This window comes from Streptomyces sp. WZ.A104 (assembly GCF_002382885.1).
In the GTDB taxonomy this organism is placed as follows: domain Bacteria; phylum Actinomycetota; class Actinomycetes; order Streptomycetales; family Streptomycetaceae; genus Streptomyces.
In genome coordinates this window covers 41,226-60,716 of record NZ_NWVL01000015.1, presented here as the reverse complement: position 1 = coordinate 60,716, position 19,491 = coordinate 41,226, and the positions used below count along the sequence as shown (strand labels likewise).

Genomic DNA, 19,491 nt, shown 5'->3' with positions numbered 1-19,491 from the left:
CTTGGAGTGAGACCATGCCCGACCCCGAACCGCACCTGCACCGAGCGGCCTCGGACCTCGCGTACTTCAGTGCCGACGGCGAGACCTACGTCTCGCCCGCCCCTTTGCGCCACCTCCGCAAGTCCCGCCCCCTGCGGGTGCTGTCCGAGGAGGACTTCGCGTTCTGGCAGAGCTACGGCTACGTCATCGTGCGGCAGGCGATCGAGCCCGCCGCCGCACAGAAGCTCCTCGAATTCACCTGGGACTTCCAGGGACTCGACCCCGACCGGCCGGACACCTGGTACGAGGAGCGGGAGTTCGCCACGGACCTCGAACGCGATCTGTACGTCTACGGGTTCGTCGAGGCATACCAGCACCAGTACATCTGGGACAGCCGCCAGACCCAGCGGGTCTACGACGCGTTCGTCGACGTGTGGGACTGCGAAGAGCTGTGGGTGACGCTGGACCGGCTCAACCTCAACCCGCCCAACGTCAGGAACCGCGACCGGGCGCTGATAGCCCCGACGGACCAGGGGTTCGACATCGAGCTCCACTGGGACGTCGACACCACCCTCGCGGAGCCGCCCCAGCGGGTCCAGGGGATCATCGCCCTCAACGACACACGGCCGGAGCTGGGCGGGTTCCAGTGCTCGCCCGAGCTGTTCCACCGGTTCGAGGAGTGGGCGGCGGGTCAGCCCGCGGACCGGGACCCGATCAGGCCGGCGGCCGACCGCGCCGAATACCCGGTGGTCCGCCCCGAGCTGAACGCCGGTGACCTGCTGATCTGGAACGGCCTGCTGGCCCACGGGGTGGCGCGCAACACCTCCGAGAACGGCGTGCGTTCGGTGCAGTACCTCTCGATGATGCCCGCGCTGGAGTCGCACGAGGAGATGCGGCGCTCCCGGATCGACTCCTGGCGCCACCTCACCACCCCGGACTGGAACAGGACGCTGGTCGGCGACGCGACCAAGCACGAATCCCTGCGCTACGGCCCCGCGGAGCTGACCGGGCTCGGCGAGAAGCTGCTCGGGCTCACCTCCTGGAGGGAGCGGTGATGCGCCGTATCTGCCTGGCCCTTCCCACGAACCGGCCCTGCGCGAAGACCCTTTCGGCGGTCGGTGCGGAGGCCGACCACGCGGCGGAACACTTCGGCGTCGAGGTGCACCTGCTGATCCTGGACTCCTCCGACCGGCGGACGTTCCAGGAGCACGCCGGGGTCCTCGCCGCCGAACACCGGGCGGCGAACGTCCACGTACACCACCTCGACGAAGCAGCGCAGCGGGACTTCCTGCGGCTGGTGCTGGAGCGCTCCGGGGCCACCGCCCCGGACCGGCTGCTCGGTCTGATGCTCCCGCCCGACGTCTCCTACGGGGCGTGCACCAACCGGGCCTTCCTGATCGCCGGTGCTCTCGGCTGCGAGTCGGTGCACCGCAGGGACTCCGACAGCGCCTTCCAGGTCCAGGAGGACGGCACGCCCGTCCACCCCGTTCACCACGAACTCACCTCGCTGGGCAGGCGCGCCCGGGACGCGGCGGACGGCGTCACCGAGACCCTGCTCGACCCGTCGGACGCGGACAAGCCGGTGTTGCTGGTCGGCAGCTCCTTCGTGGGCGAACTGTCCGTGGACATCGGCGAGGTGCAGAGGCTCGACCCGGAGATCTACTACGACATCGTGAGCCTCTGGGCACCCCCGGAGTGGCCGGAGAGCAGAAAGCGGGAGCTGGTCGAGGAGTCCTTCCGCGGCGCGGGCACCGAGCCGTTTCGACAGGACCACGCGCTCCTGACCGTCGTCGACCCCATGCGGGTCGACATGTGCAACATCAGCCTCCACCGCGAGGTGTACGAGAACGTGCCGCTGCCGCCGGCGGTCAACACCATCGGCAGCGACTACTTCCTGCTCCACCTCGTGCACGACGCGCGGCTCCCCGGCGTCCTGCACAACCGCAACATCGTCAACTTCTACACCCCCGAACGCCGCACGGACGCCGGATTCAGCGCCTACCACCGGCGGCTGGTGAAGTTCTTCCTGTCGATGCTCTACTTCAACGACATCTACGACCGGATGGCGGCCGCGGGCGGCGCCCTGCTCGACGGGGACGGACTCCTCCGCCCGGCCGAGACGGCCCGGCTCGTCCGAGAGAGCACGCGCCTGGACCGGTCCGGGAACGTCCACCGGCTGGAGGTCCTGGACCGCTCCTACCGCGGACTCGGCGGTCGGTACACCGAGTTCGCCGGGCTCCTGGAGGAGGAGGGGAAGCGGCTGCTCGACGAGGCGTGCGAGGACATCGAGGACTTCGCGTTCCTGATCGAGTCGTGGGGAGAGATGGTGCGGGCGAGCCGGACCGTGCGCCTTCACGGGGCCCCCGGACCGTCGGGCCCGGGCCTGTGATCATGGACGGGACAGCACGTATGCGCGCGGCCCTGGCGGCCGCCCCCGAGGATGTGATCGTCTTCGATCTCGCGGGGATCGAGGCACAGTTCACCGCCCTCACCGAGGAGCTGCCCGGCCTCTCGGTCCGCTTCGCGATGAAGGCCTGCCCGGTGGACGGGGTCCTGCTCCGCCTCGCGGAACTGGGCTCCGGGTTCGACGCGGCCAGCCCCCGGGAGATCGAGCAGGCCATCGCGACCGGGGTTCCGCTGGAGAGGATCCACTACGGGAACACCATCAAGTCCGACCGCGACATCGCCGCCGCCCACCGCCTCGGCGTCCGGGACTTCGCCACCGACAGCCTCGAAGACGTGGCGGCGATCGCCGTCCACGCCCCCGGCTCCCGGGTCTTCTGCCGGCTGGCCACCGACGGGTACGGCGCGCTGTGGGGCCTCAGCCGCAAGTTCGGCTGCTCGGCGGCGGACGCGGTCCGGGTGCTGGAGGCGGCACGGCAGGCGGGCCTGACACCCGCGGGCCTGTCGGTCCATGTCGGCTCCCAGCAGATGACGTCCGAGGCCTGGCGCCGGGCCTTCGAGACCCTGGCCGACGTCATCGTCACGCTGAACGGGCGCGGCATCCTCCTCGACCACGTCAACCTCGGCGGCGGCCTGCCCGCGCTCGGGTACGCCGACCGGCAGGGCCGACGGCTCGACCCTCCGGTGGACAAGATCTTCACCGTGATCCGCGAGGGCATGCAGCGGCTCGGCGAGGCCTCGGAGTCACCCCTCCGCTTCCTCATGGAGCCGGGCCGCCATCTGGTCGCGGACCACGGCGCGATCCGGGCCCATGTGTCCCGGCTGACCACACGCGGGCAGCTCGACGGGGAGCGGGAGAACTGGCTGTATCTGAGCTGCGGCAAGTTCAACGGCCTGTACGAGATGGACGGGGTGCGGTACCGGCTGGTCTTCCCGACCCACGCCGGGACCGGAACCGAGCACGTGCCCGCCGTCATCGCGGGCCCGACCTGCGACAGCGACGACGCCTACGGCAGAGACCCCGTCCCCGTACCCCGGGACGCGGCGTCCGGAGACCCGGTCTGGATCTTCGCGTGCGGCGCCTACGCCACCGGCTACATGACCCAGGGATTCAACGGGTTCAGCCCCCTTCCCCACACGCTGATCGACGAAAGGGCCTGAACCGATGGGTCACGACGCGCCACGCATCCGCCGGATCGTCGAGGACGACTGGAGCGGCATCACCGCGCTGGAGGCGCGGACGTACACCGGCAGCTCTCTCTCGGAGGAGCAGGAGGCCCTGAAGTCCAGAGCCCGGGCGTCCCCGGAGACCTGCTTCCTCCTGGAACACGAGCGGCGGACCGTGGGCTACGTACTGGCCCTGCCCTACCCCTTCCGCCGGTACCCCGATCTGGGGCGGGAGGAGGACACCGTCTTCCGCTCGGCCAATCTGCATCTGCACGACTGCGTCGTCGCCGAGGAGTTCCGGCGCCGGGGCTGGGGCACGCGGCTGATCGACCACCTGTCCGCCACCGCCGGTTCGCGGAGCTACGAACGGATCTCCCTGATCGCCGTGGGAGGCAGCGACACCTTCTGGTCGGCCCGTGGCTACGCACCCCACACCGAGGTCGGGCTGCCGCCGGGCTACGGCGAGGACGCGGTGTACATGTCCATGGCGGTGAGTTCCCCGGCGCGCGGGGCGTCGCGGAAGAACGAAGTGAGCTGATGTCGGTGTTCCGGATCAACGACGATTTCCGCCGTACGCAGGTGGCGATCGCGGCCCTGTTCTGTTTCCTCGGCTTCCAGTACGCCACCTGGGCGTCACGGCTCCCCGCCCTCAAGACGGAACTCGGTCTGAGCGAGGCGGAAGTGGGCCTCCTCCTGATGGCCTGCGGGGCGGGCGCGGCGAGCTCGTTCCCCCTCGTGGGACCGCTGATGAGGAGGCTGGGCTCCCGGCGCCTCACCTTCGTCTCGGCCCTCGCCCTCGGGCTGCTCCTGCTCGCCCTGGCGGTGGCACCGAACTACCCGGTCGCCCTCCTGGTCATCTGCCTCGACGGGGTCGCCGTCGGCTGCCTCAACGTCGCGATGAACGCCCAGGGGGCCGCGCTCGAAGTCCGCTACGAGCGCACGGCACTGTCCCAGCTCCACGCCACGTTCAGCGCGGGCTCGCTGGGGGCCGCGCTCCTGGCGTCCGGTATGAACCTGTGGACCACGTCGCTCGCGGCCCACTTCGGCGTGGCGGCGGTCGTTCTGGTGCTGCTGATCGCCTACTCCCGGCCGGGACTGCTCACGGAGGACCCCCGGCCAGAAGCGGCCAAGGAGGACAAGGGCCGCCGCAAGCTGACCCTGCCGACCAAGGTGACGATCTGGATGGGCCTGGCGATGGCCTTCGGCACGGTCACGGAGGGCGCCATGAACGACTGGTCGGCGCTCTACCTGGAGGACGTGGTCAAGGCCGGTGCGGAGGTCGCCCCGCTGGGCATCGCGGTGGTCTCGATCATGATGGTCGTGGCCCGCCTCTTCGCCGACGGCTGGCGCACCCGCTGGGGCGACGGCCGGGTCGTCCGCGCCGGCAGCGTGCTGGCCGGTTCGGGCCTCGCGGTGGCCCTGCTGGTCGGTGGCGTGGTGCCGACACTGATCGGATTCGCCTGCGTCGGGCTCGGCATCGCCGCGGTGACCCCGTGCCTCTACGTCGCCGCCGCCCGCCAGGGACCGGACGCGCTGGCCCTGGTCGCCGCCATGGGCACCACGGGTCTGCTGGCCGGTCCCGCGATGATCGGTTTCATCGCCGCCGCCGGAAGCCTGCTGTGGGGCATGGGCGCGGTCGCGCTGTCGGCGCTCCTCGTGTCGGCCTGCGCGACCCGCATCCGCTGGAAGGCGCTGGGGGAGGTCCCGTCGGGCGCTTAAGGCCTGTCGTCCGGATCATGCCGGGCTCGCGGGGTCCGGCCTGATCCGAACGACAGACCCTTGAGGGCTGTCCCGCCAGGATTGCGGGGCAGCCCTTAGACCGCCTTGCCGCCGAGCAGCCCGACGATGGCCCCAAAGCCAAGGTTGGCGATGGTCGAGCACGAGTCCATCGCCGACTTGGCCGCCTCGGTCGGCTCCTCCACGAAGATGGCGATGTAGAGATTCGCCGCCAGAGCACCGACGGTTATGGCCACGACTGCGATGAAGACCATCTTGAAGTGGGATGACACCGTCGTAACGGCTGCTGCGCCATCTTGAACGGGCGCCGCTGCGAGATCCTCCGCCGGGCCGATTACCTCTTCACTCACCGGTCGCGCCCCCCGAGGTCTTCTCCGATTCACCTGCACGCGCGGCGCCGCTCCGTGTGTCGCGTAGGCGCTGGATGAGCGCCTGCACGGCTTCCGGGCTGAGTTGCTCACCGCTCAGCTCGACACGCTTGCCGTCCACCTCCACGATCACGGAGGTTTCTCGTGGGCGCCGAAAGATCGCTCGAAGAAGCCCGCGCAACTTTCCGCTGGCTATCGCAGCGACGGCCGAACCTGTGGCAGCCACCAGCACCGTGGCGATCGCCTGTGTCACTTCTGGGTCCATGCTCCGCCTTCCCCCCGCCGGACGACCCTCAGATTGTGAGGCCTCCGAAGACTGCCCGCTGGCTAATCGGAAGACTCAGTACGAGTAACTGAGACGGGAAGTGAGACGGGAACCGAGACAGAGGGCAACGCGAAGGGCCCGGCTCATCGAGCCGGGCCCTTCGTCTACCAGCGGTAGCGGTGGGATTTGAACCCACGGTGACGGGTTACGCCACACTCGCTTTCGAGGCGAGCTCCTTCGGCCGCTCGGACACGCTACCGAGAGAGAGCTTAGACCATCCCGGGGTGCGGAAAGAAATCGGTTCCCGGCGGCCGGACCGCAGGGAACGGCAGCGTGCGACCGTACGGGGTCAGAGCGCCCGGAAGAAGGCCGTCAGCTGCTCGGCGCACTCCGCTTCCAGCACCCCGCCGATGACCTCCGGACGGTGGTTGAGGCGGCGGTCGCGGACGACGTCCCAGAGAGATCCGGCCGCCCCCGCCTTCTCGTCCCGGGCCCCGTAGACGACCCGGTCCACCCGGGCCTGGACCAGCGCGCCCGCGCACATCGTGCAGGGCTCCAGGGTGACCACGAGCGTGCAGCCGGTCAGCCGCCACTCGCCGTGGGCCGCGGCCGCGCGGCGCAGGGCCAGGATCTCCGCGTGCGCGGTCGGGTCGCCGGTGGCCTCGCGCTCGTTGTGCCCGACGGCGAGCGGCGCGCCGTCGGGGCCGAGGACGACGGCGCCGACCGGTACATCGCCGGCCGACGCCGCCTGCGCGGCCTGGGCCAGGGCGCGGCGCATCGGTGACTGCCAGGGGTCGCGTACCGGATCGGGCTGGGGTACAGGACCGGGGGAGGGCGGGGGTGAGGGGTGCGGAGGCGGTGCGGTCACCCGCGGACCCTAGTTAATCGCACGACAAAAACGACGGTCAGCGGACAGGGCACGACGGTCAGCGGACTGCGGACGGCGCACCCCGGCGCCGCCCTAGCGGACCGATTCCAGGACGTCGGACGCTCCCACGGCCTCCGCGATCTCCGCGAGCGCGTCCGTCTGCAGGGTCAGCAGCTCCTTCTCGGACATCCCGAGGTCCGCGAGGACCCCGAGCTCACCGATCGGTCCCGCCGGTACGGCGTCCGGGTCGGCGGCGTCGTCGTCCGGGCCGGCGGCCCCGGGGGCGGATCGTTCCGGCTCGCCGTCCTCGGTGCCGTCGAGGTCGACGAGCTCCTCCAGGGCGGCGATCTCGTCCTCGGCCCCTGGTTCGCGGCCGAGCATCTCGTCGGTGAGCAGGATCTCCCCGTACGAGGAGCGGGCGGCGGCGGACGCGTCCGAGACGTAGATACGGGGGTCCTCCTCACCGTCCACCCGGACGACGCCGAACCAGGCGTCCTCCTGCTCGATGTAGACCAGGACCGTGTCCTCGTCCACCGAGGCGTCCCGGGCCAGATCCGTCAGGTCGGACAGGGTCTCCACATCGTCGAGCTCTGTGTCGCTCGCTTCCCACCCGTCTTCGGTGCGCGCGAGCAGTGCGGCGAAGTACACCGTGACTCTCCCACTGGTCATAGGTGAATCGGTCCGACGGGAGGGCAGCCGGTGATCCGTCCGCCCTGAGCCCCGCCCAATCGGCATCGTGGCAGAAACAAGCGCCGTGCGAGACCTCTTCGACCGTTGCGTCGGCCATCAGTTCCAGGAGTGCCTGGTCGGCCCTCGCCCTGACGGAGCCGATGATGGCTCGATCAGAGGGGGAGTGCGCCGGTGGTACGAGAGGGCGGCACGGGGCTTCACCAGCGGAAGGTGCGCATCCGCATCTGTTGCCGCATACGGGCCGCACGGGCCCGGCGCGGCTGCACCCGGTCGCGCAGCTGCTTGGCCTCGTGGAGCTCGCGGAGGAACTGGGCGCGTCGGCGGCGGCGGGCCGCGTCACTCTCCTGCGCGTCCTCGACATCACCCGTCACGCCCTGCGGGTCGCGCGCGTCGAGCGCGTCGCCCACCCCGCGTGAGCCCGGGTTCCGCTGCTCTTCCCCGTGCGGCATCGACTCACCACCCCAATGCTGGGTCCGTATGCCCCCACCTTCCCCCCGAACAGGTGGTTGATGCCAGCGCAGAGTGCCGGGCGGCACGGTTACTGTTGACGCATGCGGATCCACGTCGTCGACCACCCGCTGGTGGCGCACAAACTCACCACGCTGCGCGACAAGCGCACCGACTCCCCGACCTTCCGGCGGCTCGCCGACGAGCTGGTCACCCTCCTCGCCTACGAGGCCACCAGGGATGTGCGCACCGAGCAGGTCGACATCGACACCCCGGTGACGCCCACGACGGGGGTCAAGCTGTCGCACCCCCGTCCCCTCGTCGTCCCGATCCTGCGCGCCGGCCTCGGCATGCTGGACGGCATGGTGCGCCTGCTGCCGACCGCCGAGGTGGGCTTCCTCGGCATGATCCGCAACGAGGAGACGCTGGAGGCGGAGACGTACGCGACGCGGATGCCCGAGGACCTCTCCGGCCGCCAGGTCTACGTCCTGGACCCGATGCTGGCCACCGGCGGCACCCTCGTCGCGGCGATCCGCGAGCTGATCAAGCGCGGCGCCGACGACGTCACCGCCGTCGTCCTGCTCGCGGCGCCCGAGGGCGTCGAGGTGATGGAGCGCGAGCTGGCGGGCACCCCGGTCACCGTCGTCACCGCCTCGGTCGACGAGCGGCTCAACGAGCACGGCTACATCGTGCCGGGCCTCGGCGACGCGGGTGACCGGATGTACGGCACGGCCGAGTAGTCCGTGGGGCCTGCGGGTACCCCGGGTACCCGCAGGCTCAGCAGGAGGACGGGGCCGGGGACGGCTTCGCCGTCAGGGCCGCCATCGCGGCGGTCGCCTCCTGCGGGGTGTTGAACGCCTTGAACTTCGCGCCGAGGATCAGGTCGACCTCCGCGGTCTTGCGGGTGTCGGTCTTCTGCACGGTGCCCACCAGCTGCGTGCCGAGCACGGTGAAGCTCCCGTTCGTCGCGGTCGGCGCGCCCAGCAGCACGGCCGTGCCCGGCACCTTCTTGTCGTACTCCTTGGACGCGTTGCCCACCTCGCCGACGGCGAAGCCGCGCTTCTTGAGCTCCTCGGCCGCGGACTTGGCCAGGCCGCTTCGGGTCGTCGCGTTGTAGACGTTCACCTTGATGGCGGCCGGTTTCGGCAGCGCCCGGGCGGGGGTCGATGGCTTCGGGGTGGGGCAGTCCCGCTGGTGGCCGACCGCGTTGGCGCTCTTGTCGCCGCCGGTGAAGGCGTCGATGAGCTGGAGCGTGCCCCAGCCGGCCAGGCCGAGGGCGACGACCGCGCAGACCCCCGCGAGGACCAGCCTGCCGCGGCGCCGGGGGCGACGCATGCGGGGGTAGGTGTCGCCCGTGATGCGGTACTTTCCGCCCATGCCGGGGGGAGTGAGCATGCTCATGGAGGCAGCGTAGTGCGACCCGGTGATGATGCGTACTAAATGATCAACGTATGGCACCCGGATGCGCACGAAAGCACCCGAAAGGCCCGAATCGGCAGGCGAGGGTCGGGTACGGGTGAAGAGGGCCGGGTGAAGAGGGCCGGGTGAAGCCCCCGGGGGCGTCAGCCCAGGTCGAGGACGCGGGCGTGCAGCACCTGGCGCTGCTGGAGCGCGGCCCGGACCGCCCGGTGCAGCCCGTCCTCCAGGTAGAGGTCGCCCTGCCACTTCACGACGTGGGCGAAGAGGTCGCCGTAGAACGTGGAGTCCTCGGCGAGGAGGGTCTCCAGGTCCAGCTGGCCCTTGGTGGTCACGAGCTGGTCCAGGCGGACCGGACGCGGCGCGACATCCGCCCACTGTCGGGTGCTTTCCCGGCCGTGGTCGGGGTAAGGCCGCCCATTTCCGATGCGCTTGAAGATCACACGGAAAGCCTACCGGGCAAGGGGCTCCGGGCGCAGCCGGGGAACCTCACTGCGATGCTTGCGCAAGGGTCGTATACGGCTGCATAGCGTGAGATACCGGGACAGGGGTCACCAGGATGAGCGGGAGCGCGAACACGGACACGGGTACGGGCGGGGGCACGGACCCGGGCGCCGGCGGGGACCCGGACCCCGCTACGGCCCCGGGCGCCGACCTGGACCCGGACCCCTTGCCGGACCCCGCGCGGGAGATCGCCGCCGGGTACGCCGTCTCCGGCGACGCCCTCGACCTCGGCGCCCTGCTGTGGGACGGCGCCTGCCTGTCCGCCGCCCCCGTCCGCATCCCGCTCGCCATGCTCAACCGGCACGGGCTGGTCGCGGGCGCCACCGGCACCGGCAAGACCAAGACCCTCCAACTGATCGCCGAACAGCTCTCCGCGCACGGGGTGCCCGTCTTCCTCGCCGACATCAAGGGCGACGTCTCCGGCGTATCGGCCCCGGGAGAGGGCGGGGCGGCGGTGGACGAGCGAGCAGCCCAGGTGGGGCAGGAGTGGCGCGCCACGGGTTTCCCGAGCGAGTTCTACGCGCTCGGCGGCATCGGCCCCGGCATCCCGCTGCGGGCGACCGTCACCAGCTTCGGCCCGGTCCTCCTGGCCAAGGTGCTCGGCCTCAACAAGACCCAGGAGCAGTCGCTCGGGCTGATCTTCCACTACGCGGACGCCAAGGGCCTGGAGCTGGTCGACCTCAAGGATCTGCGGGCCGTCGTCGCCTTTCTCGTATCGGAGACCGGGCGGGCCGAGCTCAAGGAGATCGGCGGGCTGTCGACGGCGACGGCCGGGGTGATCCTGCGGTCGGTGACCGCGTTCGAGCAGCAGGGGGCGGGCCCCTTCTTCGGGGAGCCCGAGTTCGACACGGCCGATCTGCTCCGGCAGGCCCCGGACGGGCGCGGACTGGTCTCCGTACTGGAACTGGCCGCCGTACAGGACCGGCCACAGCTCTTCTCGACGTTCCTGATGTGGCTGCTGGCCGACCTGTTCCACGATCTGCCCGAGGTCGGGGACGCGGACCGGCCGCGGCTCGTCTTCTTCTTCGACGAGGCGCACCTGCTGTTCAGCGACGCCTCGAAGGCCTTCCTGGAGTCGATCACCCGGACCGTGCGGCTGATCCGCTCGAAGGGGGTCGGGATCTTCTTCGTCACCCAGTCACCCACGGATGTGCCCGCCGCTGTGCTCGGCCAGCTCGGCAGCCGCGTCCAGCACGCGCTGCGCGCGTTCACGCCCGACGATGAGAAGGCGCTGCGGGCGACGGTGAGGACCTTCCCGGACTCCCCCTACGACCTGGGGGAGGTGCTGACCGGGCTCGGTACGGGCGAGGCGGTGGTGACCGTGCTCAGTGAGCGGGGCGCGCCGACCCCGGTGGCCGCGACCCGGCTGCGGGCCCCGGAGTCGCTGATGGGGCCGGTGGCGCCGGACGTCCTGGAGGCGGCGGTGCGGGGGTCGGTGCTGTACGGGCGCTATGCGGAGGCCGTGGACCGGGAGTCGGCGTACGAGAAGCTCGCGGCGGACGACGAGCAGCGCGTCCGGGATGCGGCGGACCGGGATGCGGTGGACGCGGCGGTGAAGGGGCCGGAGGGGGACGGGGGAGGTCCTGCGAAGGGGCGCGAGGGCGACGCCTCGCTGGTGGAGCAGGTGGTGGGCAGCGGGATGTTCCGGTCGCTGGCCCGTTCGATGGGGACCCAGCTGGGGCGGGAGATCTCGCGCTCGCTGTTCGGCACGGCCCGGCGGAGGCGGTGAGCCCGGTACGGGGTTCCGTACCGGGCTCACGGGCTTCACTCGCTCCGGGAAGGGGCGGTCACTCGGTGACCTCGTGGCCGTGGCCCTCGCGGAGGCCGCCACCGCTGCCCGGGGTGCCGGTGCTGGGGGCGGGGGTGACCGGGCGGGTCAGGGAGCTCAGGTCGTGGGCGTACGTCCCGACGGCGTTGGCGATCACGTCGATGTTGGTGTCGAAGTGGCCCATGTCGATGTTGCTCAGGTCGTCGCAGGCCGCGTGGTAGCAGGGGTCGTACGCGATCCCCGCCTCGCCGCCGAACACCTCGGCCTGGGCCGCCGTCTTGATGCCCTCGGCCCCGGTGTCCGTACCGCCGGAGGGGATGCCGACCTCGATGAACGGACCGTAGTCCGAGCGGCCGGTGAAGTCCGTGCCCTCGTGCGGCTTGCCCTTGCCGTCGAGGAACTCGTTGATGTCACGTTCGAGTTGGGCCGATCCCTCCGGGCCCGGGCCCGCGCCGACCCCGTCGGAGTCGTCGCCGTCGAAGACGAACTGGGCGCCGTTGGGCGAGGCGATCATGTCGAAGTTCAGGTAGAGCTTGATCTGCTCGCGCTGCTTCTCGCTCAGCGCCTCGACGTACTTCTCCGAGCCGATCAGACCGTTCTCCTCGGCCGACCACCAGGCGAACCGGACCTTGTTGGCGGGCTTGCTCTTCGACTTCGCCAGCTTCAGGGCGACGTCGAGCAGCCCGGCGGAACCGGACCCGTTGTCGTTGATGCCGGGGCCCTCGGTCACCGAGTCGAGGTGGGCACCGAGCATCACGGTGCGGTCCGCGCTGCCGCCGCGCGTCTCGGCGATGACGTTGCGGGTGCCCCGCTCCTCCTGGAGCTCGCGGATCTCGAAGGAGACCGTGACCTCGCCGCCCGCGAGGTCGGCGGCGAGCTTCTCGCCCTCCTCCTGGGTGAGCCCACCGGTCGGGATACGGCCCGCGGCGGCCTCGCCGAGCGTGCCGGAGAGCACGCCCTCGGTGTTGTTGTAGATGACCGCTCCGACCGCACCGGCGTCCGCGGCGGCCGCCTGCTTGTCGGCGAAGGTGCAGCCGCCGCGCCGGATCAGCGCGATCGCGCCGGTGAAGTCCGCGGCGGCGTAGTCGGACGCCTCGCAGCCGGTGGTCTCGTCGAGGGGCACCGCGACGAGCGCCGCCGTCACCCCGCCCACCTCGGTCGAGGGGGTGTACGTCATCGCCTTGATCGTCACGTCGCGGGGCGTCGGGGCGGTCACGGAGAGCTTTTCGGCCAGCGTCTGGGTGTAGGTGAAGCGGAAGCTCTCGTACGAGACCTGGTACCCGGCCCGCTGGAGCTGGCGGTAGACGTACGCCGCCGAGGCGTCGTGACCGAGCGACCCCGCGGCGCGGTGGCCCCCGGTCGAGTCGGCTATGGCCTGGAACTGCTGGAGGTGGCGGTAGGCGTCGCGGGCGGACGCGCTCTTCACCAACTTCCTTGAGAGCTTGGCGGCTTCCTTGGCGGGGTCGTGCGGCGTGGTGCGCCCGTGGTTCGGGGACGCGGCCAGGAGAAGCGGTGTGGCCAGGGCGGTGGCGGCCACAACAGCCATGGCTCTGCGACGTGTTGCGTGCACAGGAGTCCTTCCGGTCTGAACGAATGTGCAGGGAAAGCTAGCGAGCGGAGTGACTTCTGTGAACCGTTGTGGCTGGTTCTGACCGATGGGCCGGGTCGGGTGGCCGGTTCGGGAGGGCGTCAGGGCATGGGCGGCTTCTTCGCGGACTTCGTGGCGGAGGCCCTTTTCGCGGCCTTTGCCGGCGCCGCAGGGGCCTTCTTTGCTGCTTTCGTCGCTTTCGCCGTCTTCGCGGCCTTGGCTGCCGCCTTGGCCTCCTGCTTGTACGCGCGTACCTCGGCGAGCGACTCCGGCCCGGTGATGTCGGCGACGGAGCGGCGCGATCCGGCCTCTCCGTACGGGCCCGCCGCCTCCCGCCATCCCGGGGGCCGTACGCCGAACTGCTTGCCGAGCAACGCCAGGAAGATCCGTGCCTTCTGCTCGCCGAACCCCGGCAGCGCCTTCAGGCGTTCGAGCAGCTCCGAGCCGGAGGAAACGTCCCGCCACACCGCACTCGCGTCACCGCCGTACTCCGCCACCAGGTACTGGCACAGCTGCTGCACGCGCTGGGCCATGGAGCCCGGGTAGCGGTGCAGGGCGGGCTTGGCGGTGAACAGCGCGGTGAACGCTTCCGGGTCCTGGGCGGCGATCAGCCCCGCGTCCAGGTCGTCCGAGCCCATCCGCCCGGCGAGCGTGTACGGCCCCGTGAACGCCCACTCCATCGGCACCTGCTGGTCGAGCAGCATGCCGACCAGGGCAGCCAGCGGGCTGCGGCCGAGCAGCTCGTCGGCCTCCGGCTGCTGGGCGATCCGCAGGGCGACGTCCTCGCCGAAGCCCTGCCCGAGGTCTTTGCCGCTGTCGCTGGTGGTCATGGGGCTGATCATCCCGAGCGGTGCGGGAGACGGCGAGCGGGGTCGCGGTTCCGGTCGGCCAAAGGGAGTACGGCGTGGAACCCGGCCGTCACCGGCTCACGGAACGATCCGGTCCGCGCGCCCGCGCAGGTAGCGGGCCTCAGGCTCGCTGAGGGTGGCGTCAGCGGCGGCGAGGTAGGCGGCGCGGGCGGAGTCCGGCTCCCCGGCGCGCTCCAGGAGATGGCCGCGTACGGCGTCGAGGCGGTAGCTTCCCGCCTCGGTGCCCGAGGAGGTCTCCGCCAGCACGTCGACCTCGGCAAGCCCGGCGCGCGGCCCGTGGACCATGGCCACCGCGACGGCCCGCCCCAGCGCGGCGGCGGGATCGGGGGTGCGCCGGACGAGGAGGTCGTACAGGGCGAGGATCTGCGGCCAGTCGGTGTCCTCGGCGCGCGCGGCTTCGTCGTGCAGGGCGGCGATGGCGGCCTGGAGCTGGTAGTCCCCGGCGGGCCCCTGGGCGAGCGCCTCCTCCGCCAGGGCGGTGCCTTCCGCGATGGCCGTACGGTCCCAGAGGGCACGGTCCTGTTCGTCGAGCGGGATCAACTCGCCGCCCGGCCCGGTACGCGCCGGAGTGCGCGCCTCCGTGAGGACCATCAGCGCCAGCAGCCCGGTCACACGCCCTTCGCGGGGCAGCAGCCGGCGCACGGAGCGGGTCAGCCGGATCGCCTCGCGGGCCAGATCGGTGCGGTGCAGGTCGGGACCGGAGGTGGCGGTGTATCCCTCGTTGAAGATCAGGTAGAGAACCTGGAGGACGGCGGCGAGCCGCCGGTCACGGTCCGCCGGCTCCGGCGCCCGGAACCCCGCGCCGCGCACCGCCCGCTTGGCCCGGCTGATGCGCTGCGCCACCGTCGCCTCCGGCACCAGCAGTGCGCGGGCGACCTCCGCCGTCGTCAGGCCGCCGACCGCGCGCAGGGTCAGCGCCAGCTGGGCGGCGGGGGAGAGCGCGGGGTGGCAGCAGAGGAAGAGCAGGGTGAGCGTGTCGTCCTCGGAGGGGGCCCGGCTCTCCCCGGGCGGCGGGGCGACGAACGCGTCGGCCGGGGTGAGGGCGGCCGCGGTCTCCTCCCGCCTCCGGCGCGCGGCGTCACTGCGGAGCCGGTCGGTGAGGCGTCGGGAGGCGACCCGGATCAACCATCCGCGCGGGTTGTCCGGTACCCCGTCCTCGGGCCACTGCGCGGCGGCCGCGATCAGGGCTTCCTGGACGGAGTCCTCGGCCGGGTCGAAGTGCCCGTAACGGCGGACGAGCGCGCCGAGGACCTGCGGCGCGTGCAGGCGCAGCAGGTCCTCGATGTCGTCCCTCACAGGGCCCACCCGGGCACCTCCATGCCCGGCCGGTCCGGGCGGTCCCTCCGGCTATTCGTTGAGACCGCCGCCGTCCAGGGGCCGGATGACCACCGGGTATTCCGGGGCGTCGGGCGGCTGCGGACAGCGCGCCACGCGGGCGGCGATCTCGGTCACCCTGTCCAGGGTCTCGCAGTCGAGCACCCAGAACCCGGCGAGGAGCTCCTTCGTCTCGCTGTACGGCCCGTCCGAGACCACCGGGCGGCCCTCGGCGTCGAGGCTGACGAACCGGGTCTGCGCGGGCTCGACCAGCCCGTAGCCGGTGACCAGCTCACCCGACTCGGCGAGATCGTCGTTGATCTTGCCCATGTAGGCGAACATCTCCTGCATCGCCTTCTCGTCCCAGGCCTTGGCCATCGCCTCGTAGTCCGCCTGGCTGGCCTGGACCATCACCAGATACTTCATGACCGTAACCTCCGTGCCGGTTCTTCGTCCGTTCTTCTTTCCGCTTGCACAGGGGACGTCGGAGCCGGGGAGGGGTTCTCGACACCACGCGCGGTTCTTCTCCGGATTCACCCGGGGATTCACCCGCCGGAGGGCCTGGAGCGGGCGGTTCAGTAAAGTGCCGAACGACTTCCCCCGGCCCTGAACGATGAACCATGAGGTCCCTCCGTGCCTGCCAAGCCGCCCACACCCAGGTACCCCGTCGCCGTGGTGGGGATCGGCGCGGACGGCTGGCCCGGCCTGTCGGACCCGGCGAGGGCGGCGCTCCGCGAGGCGGAGGTGCTGATCGGCGGGCCGCGCCAGCTGGACCTGCTCCCGCCGGAGTGCGCGGGCGTACGGACGGCCTGGCCCACACCCCTGCGCCCCGCCGTGCCCCGTCTCCTGGCCGAGCACCGGGAGCGCCGGACCGCGGTGCTGGCGAGCGGGGACCCGATGTTCTACGGGATCGGCCGGGCACTGGCACAGGAGCTGGGGCCGGAGGGGCTGCACGTGTTGCCGCACCCGTCCTCCCTCTCGTACGCCTGCGCGAGGCTGGGCTGGCCGCTGGAGACCACGGAGGTGGTGACGCTGGTGGGCCGCCCGCCGTCCCGCCTGGTCGCCGCGCTGCACGAGGACCGCAGGCTTCTGGTCCTGAGCGCGGACGCGAACACGCCCGCCGAGGTCGCCGCCCTCCTCACCGCCCATGGCTTCGGCCCGAGCCGCCTGCGCGTCCTGGAACAGCTGGGCGGCGAGGCGGAGACGTACGTCGAGGGCACAGCGGAGACGTGGGAGCACCGGCCGGGGGACCGCCTGAACGTGATCGCGGTGGAGTGCAGGGCGAGGGCGGACGCCCTGCGCCTGGGCTTGCTGCCCGGCCTCCCGGACGAGGCGTACGAACACGACGGCCAGCTCACCAAGCGCCACATCCGGGCGGCCACGCTCGCGGCCTTGGCTCCCGCGCCCGGGGAACTGCTCTGGGACGTGGGCGGCGGTTCGGGCTCGATCGCGATCGAGTGGATGCGGGCGCACCCGTCGTGCCGGGCGGTGAGCGTGGAACGGGACCCGGCGAGGGCGGCCAGGATCGCGCGGAACGCGGAACGGCTGGGGGTGCCCGGGCTGGAGGTCGTCACCGGCGCGGCCCCTGCTTCCCTCTCCTGTCTGGTTCCGCCGGACGCGGTGTTCATCGGCGGGGGCCTGACGGCACCGGGCCTGCTGGACGCGTGCTGGGAGGCGCTGCGCCCCGGGGGCCGGCTGGTCGCGAACACGGTGACGCTGGAGTCGGAGGCGCTGCTGGGGGAGCGGCACCGGGCGTACGGGGGCGAGCTGGTGCGCCTGGCGGTGGCGCACGCGGTGCCGGTGGGCGGTTTCACGGGCTGGCGTCAGGCGATGCCGGTGACGCAGTGGTCGGTACGTAAACCCTTCGGGGCAGAGGCAAGTTCGCACATTGGAGACAGACCATGACCGTGTACTTCATCGGCGCGGGCCCGGGAGCGGCCGACCTGATCACGGTGCGAGGCGCCCGCATCCTGGCCGCCGCACCGGTCTGCCTGTACGCGGGCAGCCTGGTCCCGGTGGAACTGCTGGCCGAGTGCCCGCAGGACGCCCGCGTGATCGACACGGCGAACCTGGACATCGACCAGATCACCGCCGAACTCGTCCAGGCCCACATGGACGGCCACGACGTGGCACGCCTGCACTCGGGCGACCCGTCGGTGTTCAGCGCGGTCAACGAACAGATGAAGCGCCTGGACGAGGCGAACGTCCCGTACGAGATCGTCCCCGGCGTCCCCGCCTTCGCCGCGGCCGCCGCCTCTCTGAAGCGTGAGCTGACGGTCCCCACGGTCGGCCAGACGGTCATCCTGACCCGCATCGCGCAGCGAGCCACGGCGATGCCGGAGGGCGAGGACCTGGAGACCCTGGGCCGCAGCGGCGCACTGATCGTCCTCCACCTGGCGGCGCGCTACGTGGACCGCGTGGTGGCCGAACTGCTCCCGCACTACGGCGCGGACTGCCCGGCGGCGGTGGTGGCGATGGCGTCCCGCCCGGACGAGATCATCCTGCGGGGCCCCCTGGACTCGATCGCCGAGCAGGTGAAGGCTGCGGGCGTGATCAGGACGGCGGTCATCATGGTGGGGCGGACGCTGGGGTCGGACCAGTTCCGGGACAGCCACCTCTACTCGGTGGGGCGGGAGCGGGGCGGGTGCTGACGGCCGTCGGATGAGGGCAGGCCGCCCTCACGCGATACTGCGGGCTTCCTCGACTCCGAACTCGGTGCCCTCGATGGAGCTACCCTGATGGGGCGCGGATCCTCGGGACTCAGTCTCCTGCCCGCAGGAGTGTTACCTGCGGACCGAGCAGCCCACCGCCTGACCTTCCTGGATAATCCCTGTATGGCATCTCAGCCCGGCCTTTCCGACCTTCGTCGTGCCAAGTTCGCCCGGCGACTGCCCGCAGCGCTCTCCGAGCTTGCCGGTCCCCAGCACGGCCCGGTGTCCTTGCCCCTGCACCTTGCGTGGTCGGGGCTGACCACGTTCGATCTCGACCGGCCGCGGCTGCGGATGAGCTACTACCGGATCGTCCTGGCCGAGGGGCAGCACGACGACCTGGTCCAGTACCTCGACAGGGATCTCCTCGTCGGTCTTTGGCCCGTGCTGCGCACCCTGATCGGTCGTGATGTTCGCGAGGCCTGGGAGGGCGCTTTCGCCGAACTGGCCGACAGCGTCCGGGCCGCTGCGTGAACCTCACGGAGCTGCACCGCCGTTTGCTCGCGGACGTGCTCGACGTGGGTGGCGTCTACCCTCTTGCGCTCACCGGCGGCTACGCGGTTCAGGCGCACGGCTTGGTCGACCGGCTCAGCCAGGACCTGGATGTCGCGACCGAGAACCCGGATCGTATGGAGGACATCGCGGCTGTCGTGCGCACCGGACTGGAGCAGCGCGGATGGTGCGTCGAAGCCCTGGAGACGGACCCGCTGTCCGCACGTCTGATGGTTACCGACCCCGCCAGCCGTGAAGAGTGCGAGGTCGACATCCTCAAGGAAGCACTCTGGCGGCCGCCCGTACAGACTGAGCACGGCTTGGTGCTGTCCCTCGAAGATGTCGTCGGGACCAAGGTCCGGGCCTTGGCCGATCGCGGGCTCGCCAGGGATCTGATCGATGTGCGGGCCGGCACCGACCGCTGGAGCCCCGTGGAACTCGAAGAACTCGGTCGCCGCCATGCCCGCGATTCCTTCGATCTCACCGAGCTTCAAGCTCGACTGGTCGGAGCCGACTGGATCGACGACACGGAATTCGCCGCCTACGGACTCGACGACCGGGAGATCGTCGAGCTGAGGCAGTGGGCGCAGATCTGGGCCGACGACATTGGCGAAAGGCTGCACGAGTTGGAGGCTCCGCACGAGGAATGACGGCCTCCGAGAGGTCGGCCCATCGGTGTCCAGGACCCAGCTTTCGGGACCTGGAACCCCCGGAGGCCGAACCCGGCCGGGGGCGGCAGTCGCCGGGCACCGACAATGACTCTGCTCGGCCCGTAGGGCCCGTCCCGTGGCGGACGGCAGGGTGATCATGGCGCGGGCCCGGATTCATGGGGAGAGCCCGCTTGGACATGGCAGTGCCCGGGAGCCGACAGGGCGCTCCCGGGCACTGAACAGGGGTGCTGCGCGAGA

General features: G+C 71.3%; 22 protein-coding genes and 1 tRNA gene. 11 read left to right on the top strand and 12 right to left on the bottom strand.

The annotated features are described in order from the left end of the window. The first annotated feature begins 14 nt into the window (after positions 1 to 14). Genes CIB93_RS10995 through CIB93_RS10975 form a run of 5 tightly spaced genes read left to right on the top strand, consistent with a single transcriptional unit; the run spans position 15 to position 5,268 of the window. Complete coding sequence (locus tag CIB93_RS10995; RefSeq protein WP_096626567.1) at positions 15 to 1,034, top strand: phytanoyl-CoA dioxygenase family protein; 1,020 nt, start codon at positions 15 to 17, stop codon at positions 1,032 to 1,034. Beyond that, entirely contained in the window at positions 1,034 to 2,368 is a 1,335-nt protein-coding gene (locus tag CIB93_RS10990; RefSeq protein ID WP_096626565.1) for a DUF6271 family protein, read from the top strand. The genes CIB93_RS10995 and CIB93_RS10990 overlap by 1 nt, the downstream gene beginning before the upstream one ends. A gap of 20 nt (positions 2,369 to 2,388) precedes the next feature. Beyond that, positions 2,389 to 3,543, top strand: coding sequence for a type III PLP-dependent enzyme (locus CIB93_RS10985; protein WP_306454809.1), 1,155 nt, complete (start codon positions 2,389 to 2,391; stop codon positions 3,541 to 3,543). Positions 3,544 to 3,547: 4 nt separating this feature from the next. Continuing rightward, on the top strand, positions 3,548 to 4,087 hold the full coding sequence (locus CIB93_RS10980; RefSeq protein ID WP_096626561.1) for a GNAT family N-acetyltransferase: 540 nt from the start codon (positions 3,548 to 3,550) through the stop codon (positions 4,085 to 4,087). Then, positions 4,087 to 5,268: an MFS transporter gene (locus CIB93_RS10975; protein WP_373558733.1), complete on the top strand. Its 1,182-nt coding sequence runs from the start codon at positions 4,087 to 4,089 to the stop codon at positions 5,266 to 5,268. The genes CIB93_RS10980 and CIB93_RS10975 overlap by 1 nt, the downstream gene beginning before the upstream one ends. A 95-nt stretch (positions 5,269 to 5,363) precedes the next feature. Here the strand turns inward: CIB93_RS10975 and CIB93_RS10970 are convergent, their stop codons facing one another. The 6 genes from CIB93_RS10970 to CIB93_RS10950 all read right to left on the bottom strand — a co-directional run bounded on the left by CIB93_RS10970 (position 5,364) and on the right by CIB93_RS10950 (position 7,926). Continuing rightward, complete coding sequence (locus CIB93_RS10970; protein ID WP_096626559.1) at positions 5,364 to 5,636, bottom strand: hypothetical protein; 273 nt, start codon at positions 5,634 to 5,636, stop codon at positions 5,364 to 5,366. After that, complete coding sequence (locus CIB93_RS37420; protein ID WP_143660023.1) at positions 5,629 to 5,919, bottom strand: hypothetical protein; 291 nt, start codon at positions 5,917 to 5,919, stop codon at positions 5,629 to 5,631. Before CIB93_RS37420 ends, CIB93_RS10970 begins: the two co-directional genes overlap by 8 nt. A gap of 171 nt (positions 5,920 to 6,090) precedes the next feature. Next, positions 6,091 to 6,178: transfer RNA gene (locus CIB93_RS10965), tRNA-Ser, on the bottom strand. A 90-nt stretch (positions 6,179 to 6,268) separates the two neighbouring features. Further along, entirely contained in the window at positions 6,269 to 6,697 is a 429-nt protein-coding gene (gene tadA / locus CIB93_RS10960) for a tRNA adenosine(34) deaminase TadA (protein ID WP_096626557.1), read from the bottom strand. A gap of 183 nt (positions 6,698 to 6,880) precedes the next feature. Continuing rightward, positions 6,881 to 7,435, bottom strand: a complete 555-nt coding sequence (locus CIB93_RS10955; RefSeq protein ID WP_096626555.1) for a hypothetical protein — start codon at positions 7,433 to 7,435, stop codon at positions 6,881 to 6,883. Between the two features lie 239 nt (positions 7,436 to 7,674). After that, positions 7,675 to 7,926, bottom strand: coding sequence for a hypothetical protein (locus CIB93_RS10950; protein ID WP_096626553.1), 252 nt, complete (start codon positions 7,924 to 7,926; stop codon positions 7,675 to 7,677). A gap of 102 nt (positions 7,927 to 8,028) precedes the next feature. Here CIB93_RS10950 and upp point away from each other — a divergent pair, with 102 nt between their 5' ends. Then, positions 8,029 to 8,664 (top strand): uracil phosphoribosyltransferase, encoded by a 636-nt coding sequence (upp, locus tag CIB93_RS10945; RefSeq protein WP_096626551.1) that lies wholly within the window; start codon positions 8,029 to 8,031, stop codon positions 8,662 to 8,664. A 37-nt stretch (positions 8,665 to 8,701) separates the two neighbouring features. On the opposite strand, the gene CIB93_RS10940 is transcribed toward upp, so the two are convergent. Together CIB93_RS10940 and CIB93_RS10935 are read right to left on the bottom strand one after the other, a co-directional pair. Next, a complete protein-coding gene (locus CIB93_RS10940; RefSeq protein ID WP_096626549.1) occupies positions 8,702 to 9,301 on the bottom strand; it encodes a LytR C-terminal domain-containing protein in 600 nt (199 codons plus the stop codon). A 185-nt stretch (positions 9,302 to 9,486) separates the two neighbouring features. Then, a complete protein-coding gene (locus CIB93_RS10935) occupies positions 9,487 to 9,783 on the bottom strand; it encodes a type II toxin-antitoxin system VapB family antitoxin (protein WP_096626547.1) in 297 nt (98 codons plus the stop codon). Between the two features lie 116 nt (positions 9,784 to 9,899). On the opposite strand from CIB93_RS10935, the gene CIB93_RS10930 reads away from it, so the two are divergent. Beyond that, positions 9,900 to 11,573: a helicase HerA-like domain-containing protein gene (locus CIB93_RS10930; protein WP_096626545.1), complete on the top strand. Its 1,674-nt coding sequence runs from the start codon at positions 9,900 to 9,902 to the stop codon at positions 11,571 to 11,573. A 58-nt stretch (positions 11,574 to 11,631) separates the two neighbouring features. Here the strand turns inward: CIB93_RS10930 and CIB93_RS10925 are convergent, their stop codons facing one another. The 4 genes from CIB93_RS10925 to CIB93_RS10910 all read right to left on the bottom strand — a co-directional run bounded on the left by CIB93_RS10925 (position 11,632) and on the right by CIB93_RS10910 (position 15,809). Further along, entirely contained in the window at positions 11,632 to 13,158 is a 1,527-nt protein-coding gene (locus CIB93_RS10925; RefSeq protein WP_096626543.1) for a M28 family metallopeptidase, read from the bottom strand. Between the two features lie 143 nt (positions 13,159 to 13,301). Beyond that, on the bottom strand, positions 13,302 to 14,030 hold the full coding sequence (locus CIB93_RS10920) for an HhH-GPD-type base excision DNA repair protein (RefSeq protein ID WP_096626541.1): 729 nt from the start codon (positions 14,028 to 14,030) through the stop codon (positions 13,302 to 13,304). 96 nt (positions 14,031 to 14,126) lie between these two features. Then, positions 14,127 to 15,374 carry an RNA polymerase sigma factor gene (locus CIB93_RS10915; RefSeq protein WP_096626539.1) on the bottom strand — a complete coding sequence of 416 codons (1,248 nt, stop codon included), beginning with the start codon at positions 15,372 to 15,374 and terminating at the stop codon, positions 14,127 to 14,129. Between the two features lie 42 nt (positions 15,375 to 15,416). Continuing rightward, on the bottom strand, positions 15,417 to 15,809 hold the full coding sequence (locus CIB93_RS10910) for a YciI family protein (RefSeq protein WP_096626537.1): 393 nt from the start codon (positions 15,807 to 15,809) through the stop codon (positions 15,417 to 15,419). A gap of 207 nt (positions 15,810 to 16,016) precedes the next feature. Between CIB93_RS10910 and cbiE the strand changes: the two genes are divergently transcribed. The 4 genes from cbiE to CIB93_RS10890 all read left to right on the top strand — a co-directional run bounded on the left by cbiE (position 16,017) and on the right by CIB93_RS10890 (position 19,233). Next, positions 16,017 to 17,288, top strand: coding sequence for a precorrin-6y C5,15-methyltransferase (decarboxylating) subunit CbiE (gene cbiE / locus CIB93_RS10905; protein ID WP_096626535.1), 1,272 nt, complete (start codon positions 16,017 to 16,019; stop codon positions 17,286 to 17,288). Beyond that, positions 17,285 to 18,034, top strand: coding sequence for a precorrin-4 C(11)-methyltransferase (cobM, locus tag CIB93_RS10900; protein WP_096626533.1), 750 nt, complete (start codon positions 17,285 to 17,287; stop codon positions 18,032 to 18,034). Before cbiE ends, cobM begins: the two co-directional genes overlap by 4 nt. A 183-nt stretch (positions 18,035 to 18,217) precedes the next feature. Continuing rightward, positions 18,218 to 18,565, top strand: a complete 348-nt coding sequence (locus CIB93_RS10895) for a transcriptional regulator (RefSeq protein ID WP_096626531.1) — start codon at positions 18,218 to 18,220, stop codon at positions 18,563 to 18,565. Then, a complete protein-coding gene (locus tag CIB93_RS10890) occupies positions 18,562 to 19,233 on the top strand; it encodes a nucleotidyl transferase AbiEii/AbiGii toxin family protein (protein ID WP_096626529.1) in 672 nt (223 codons plus the stop codon). The genes CIB93_RS10895 and CIB93_RS10890 overlap by 4 nt, the downstream gene beginning before the upstream one ends. The last annotated feature ends 258 nt before the right edge of the window (positions 19,234 to 19,491 follow it).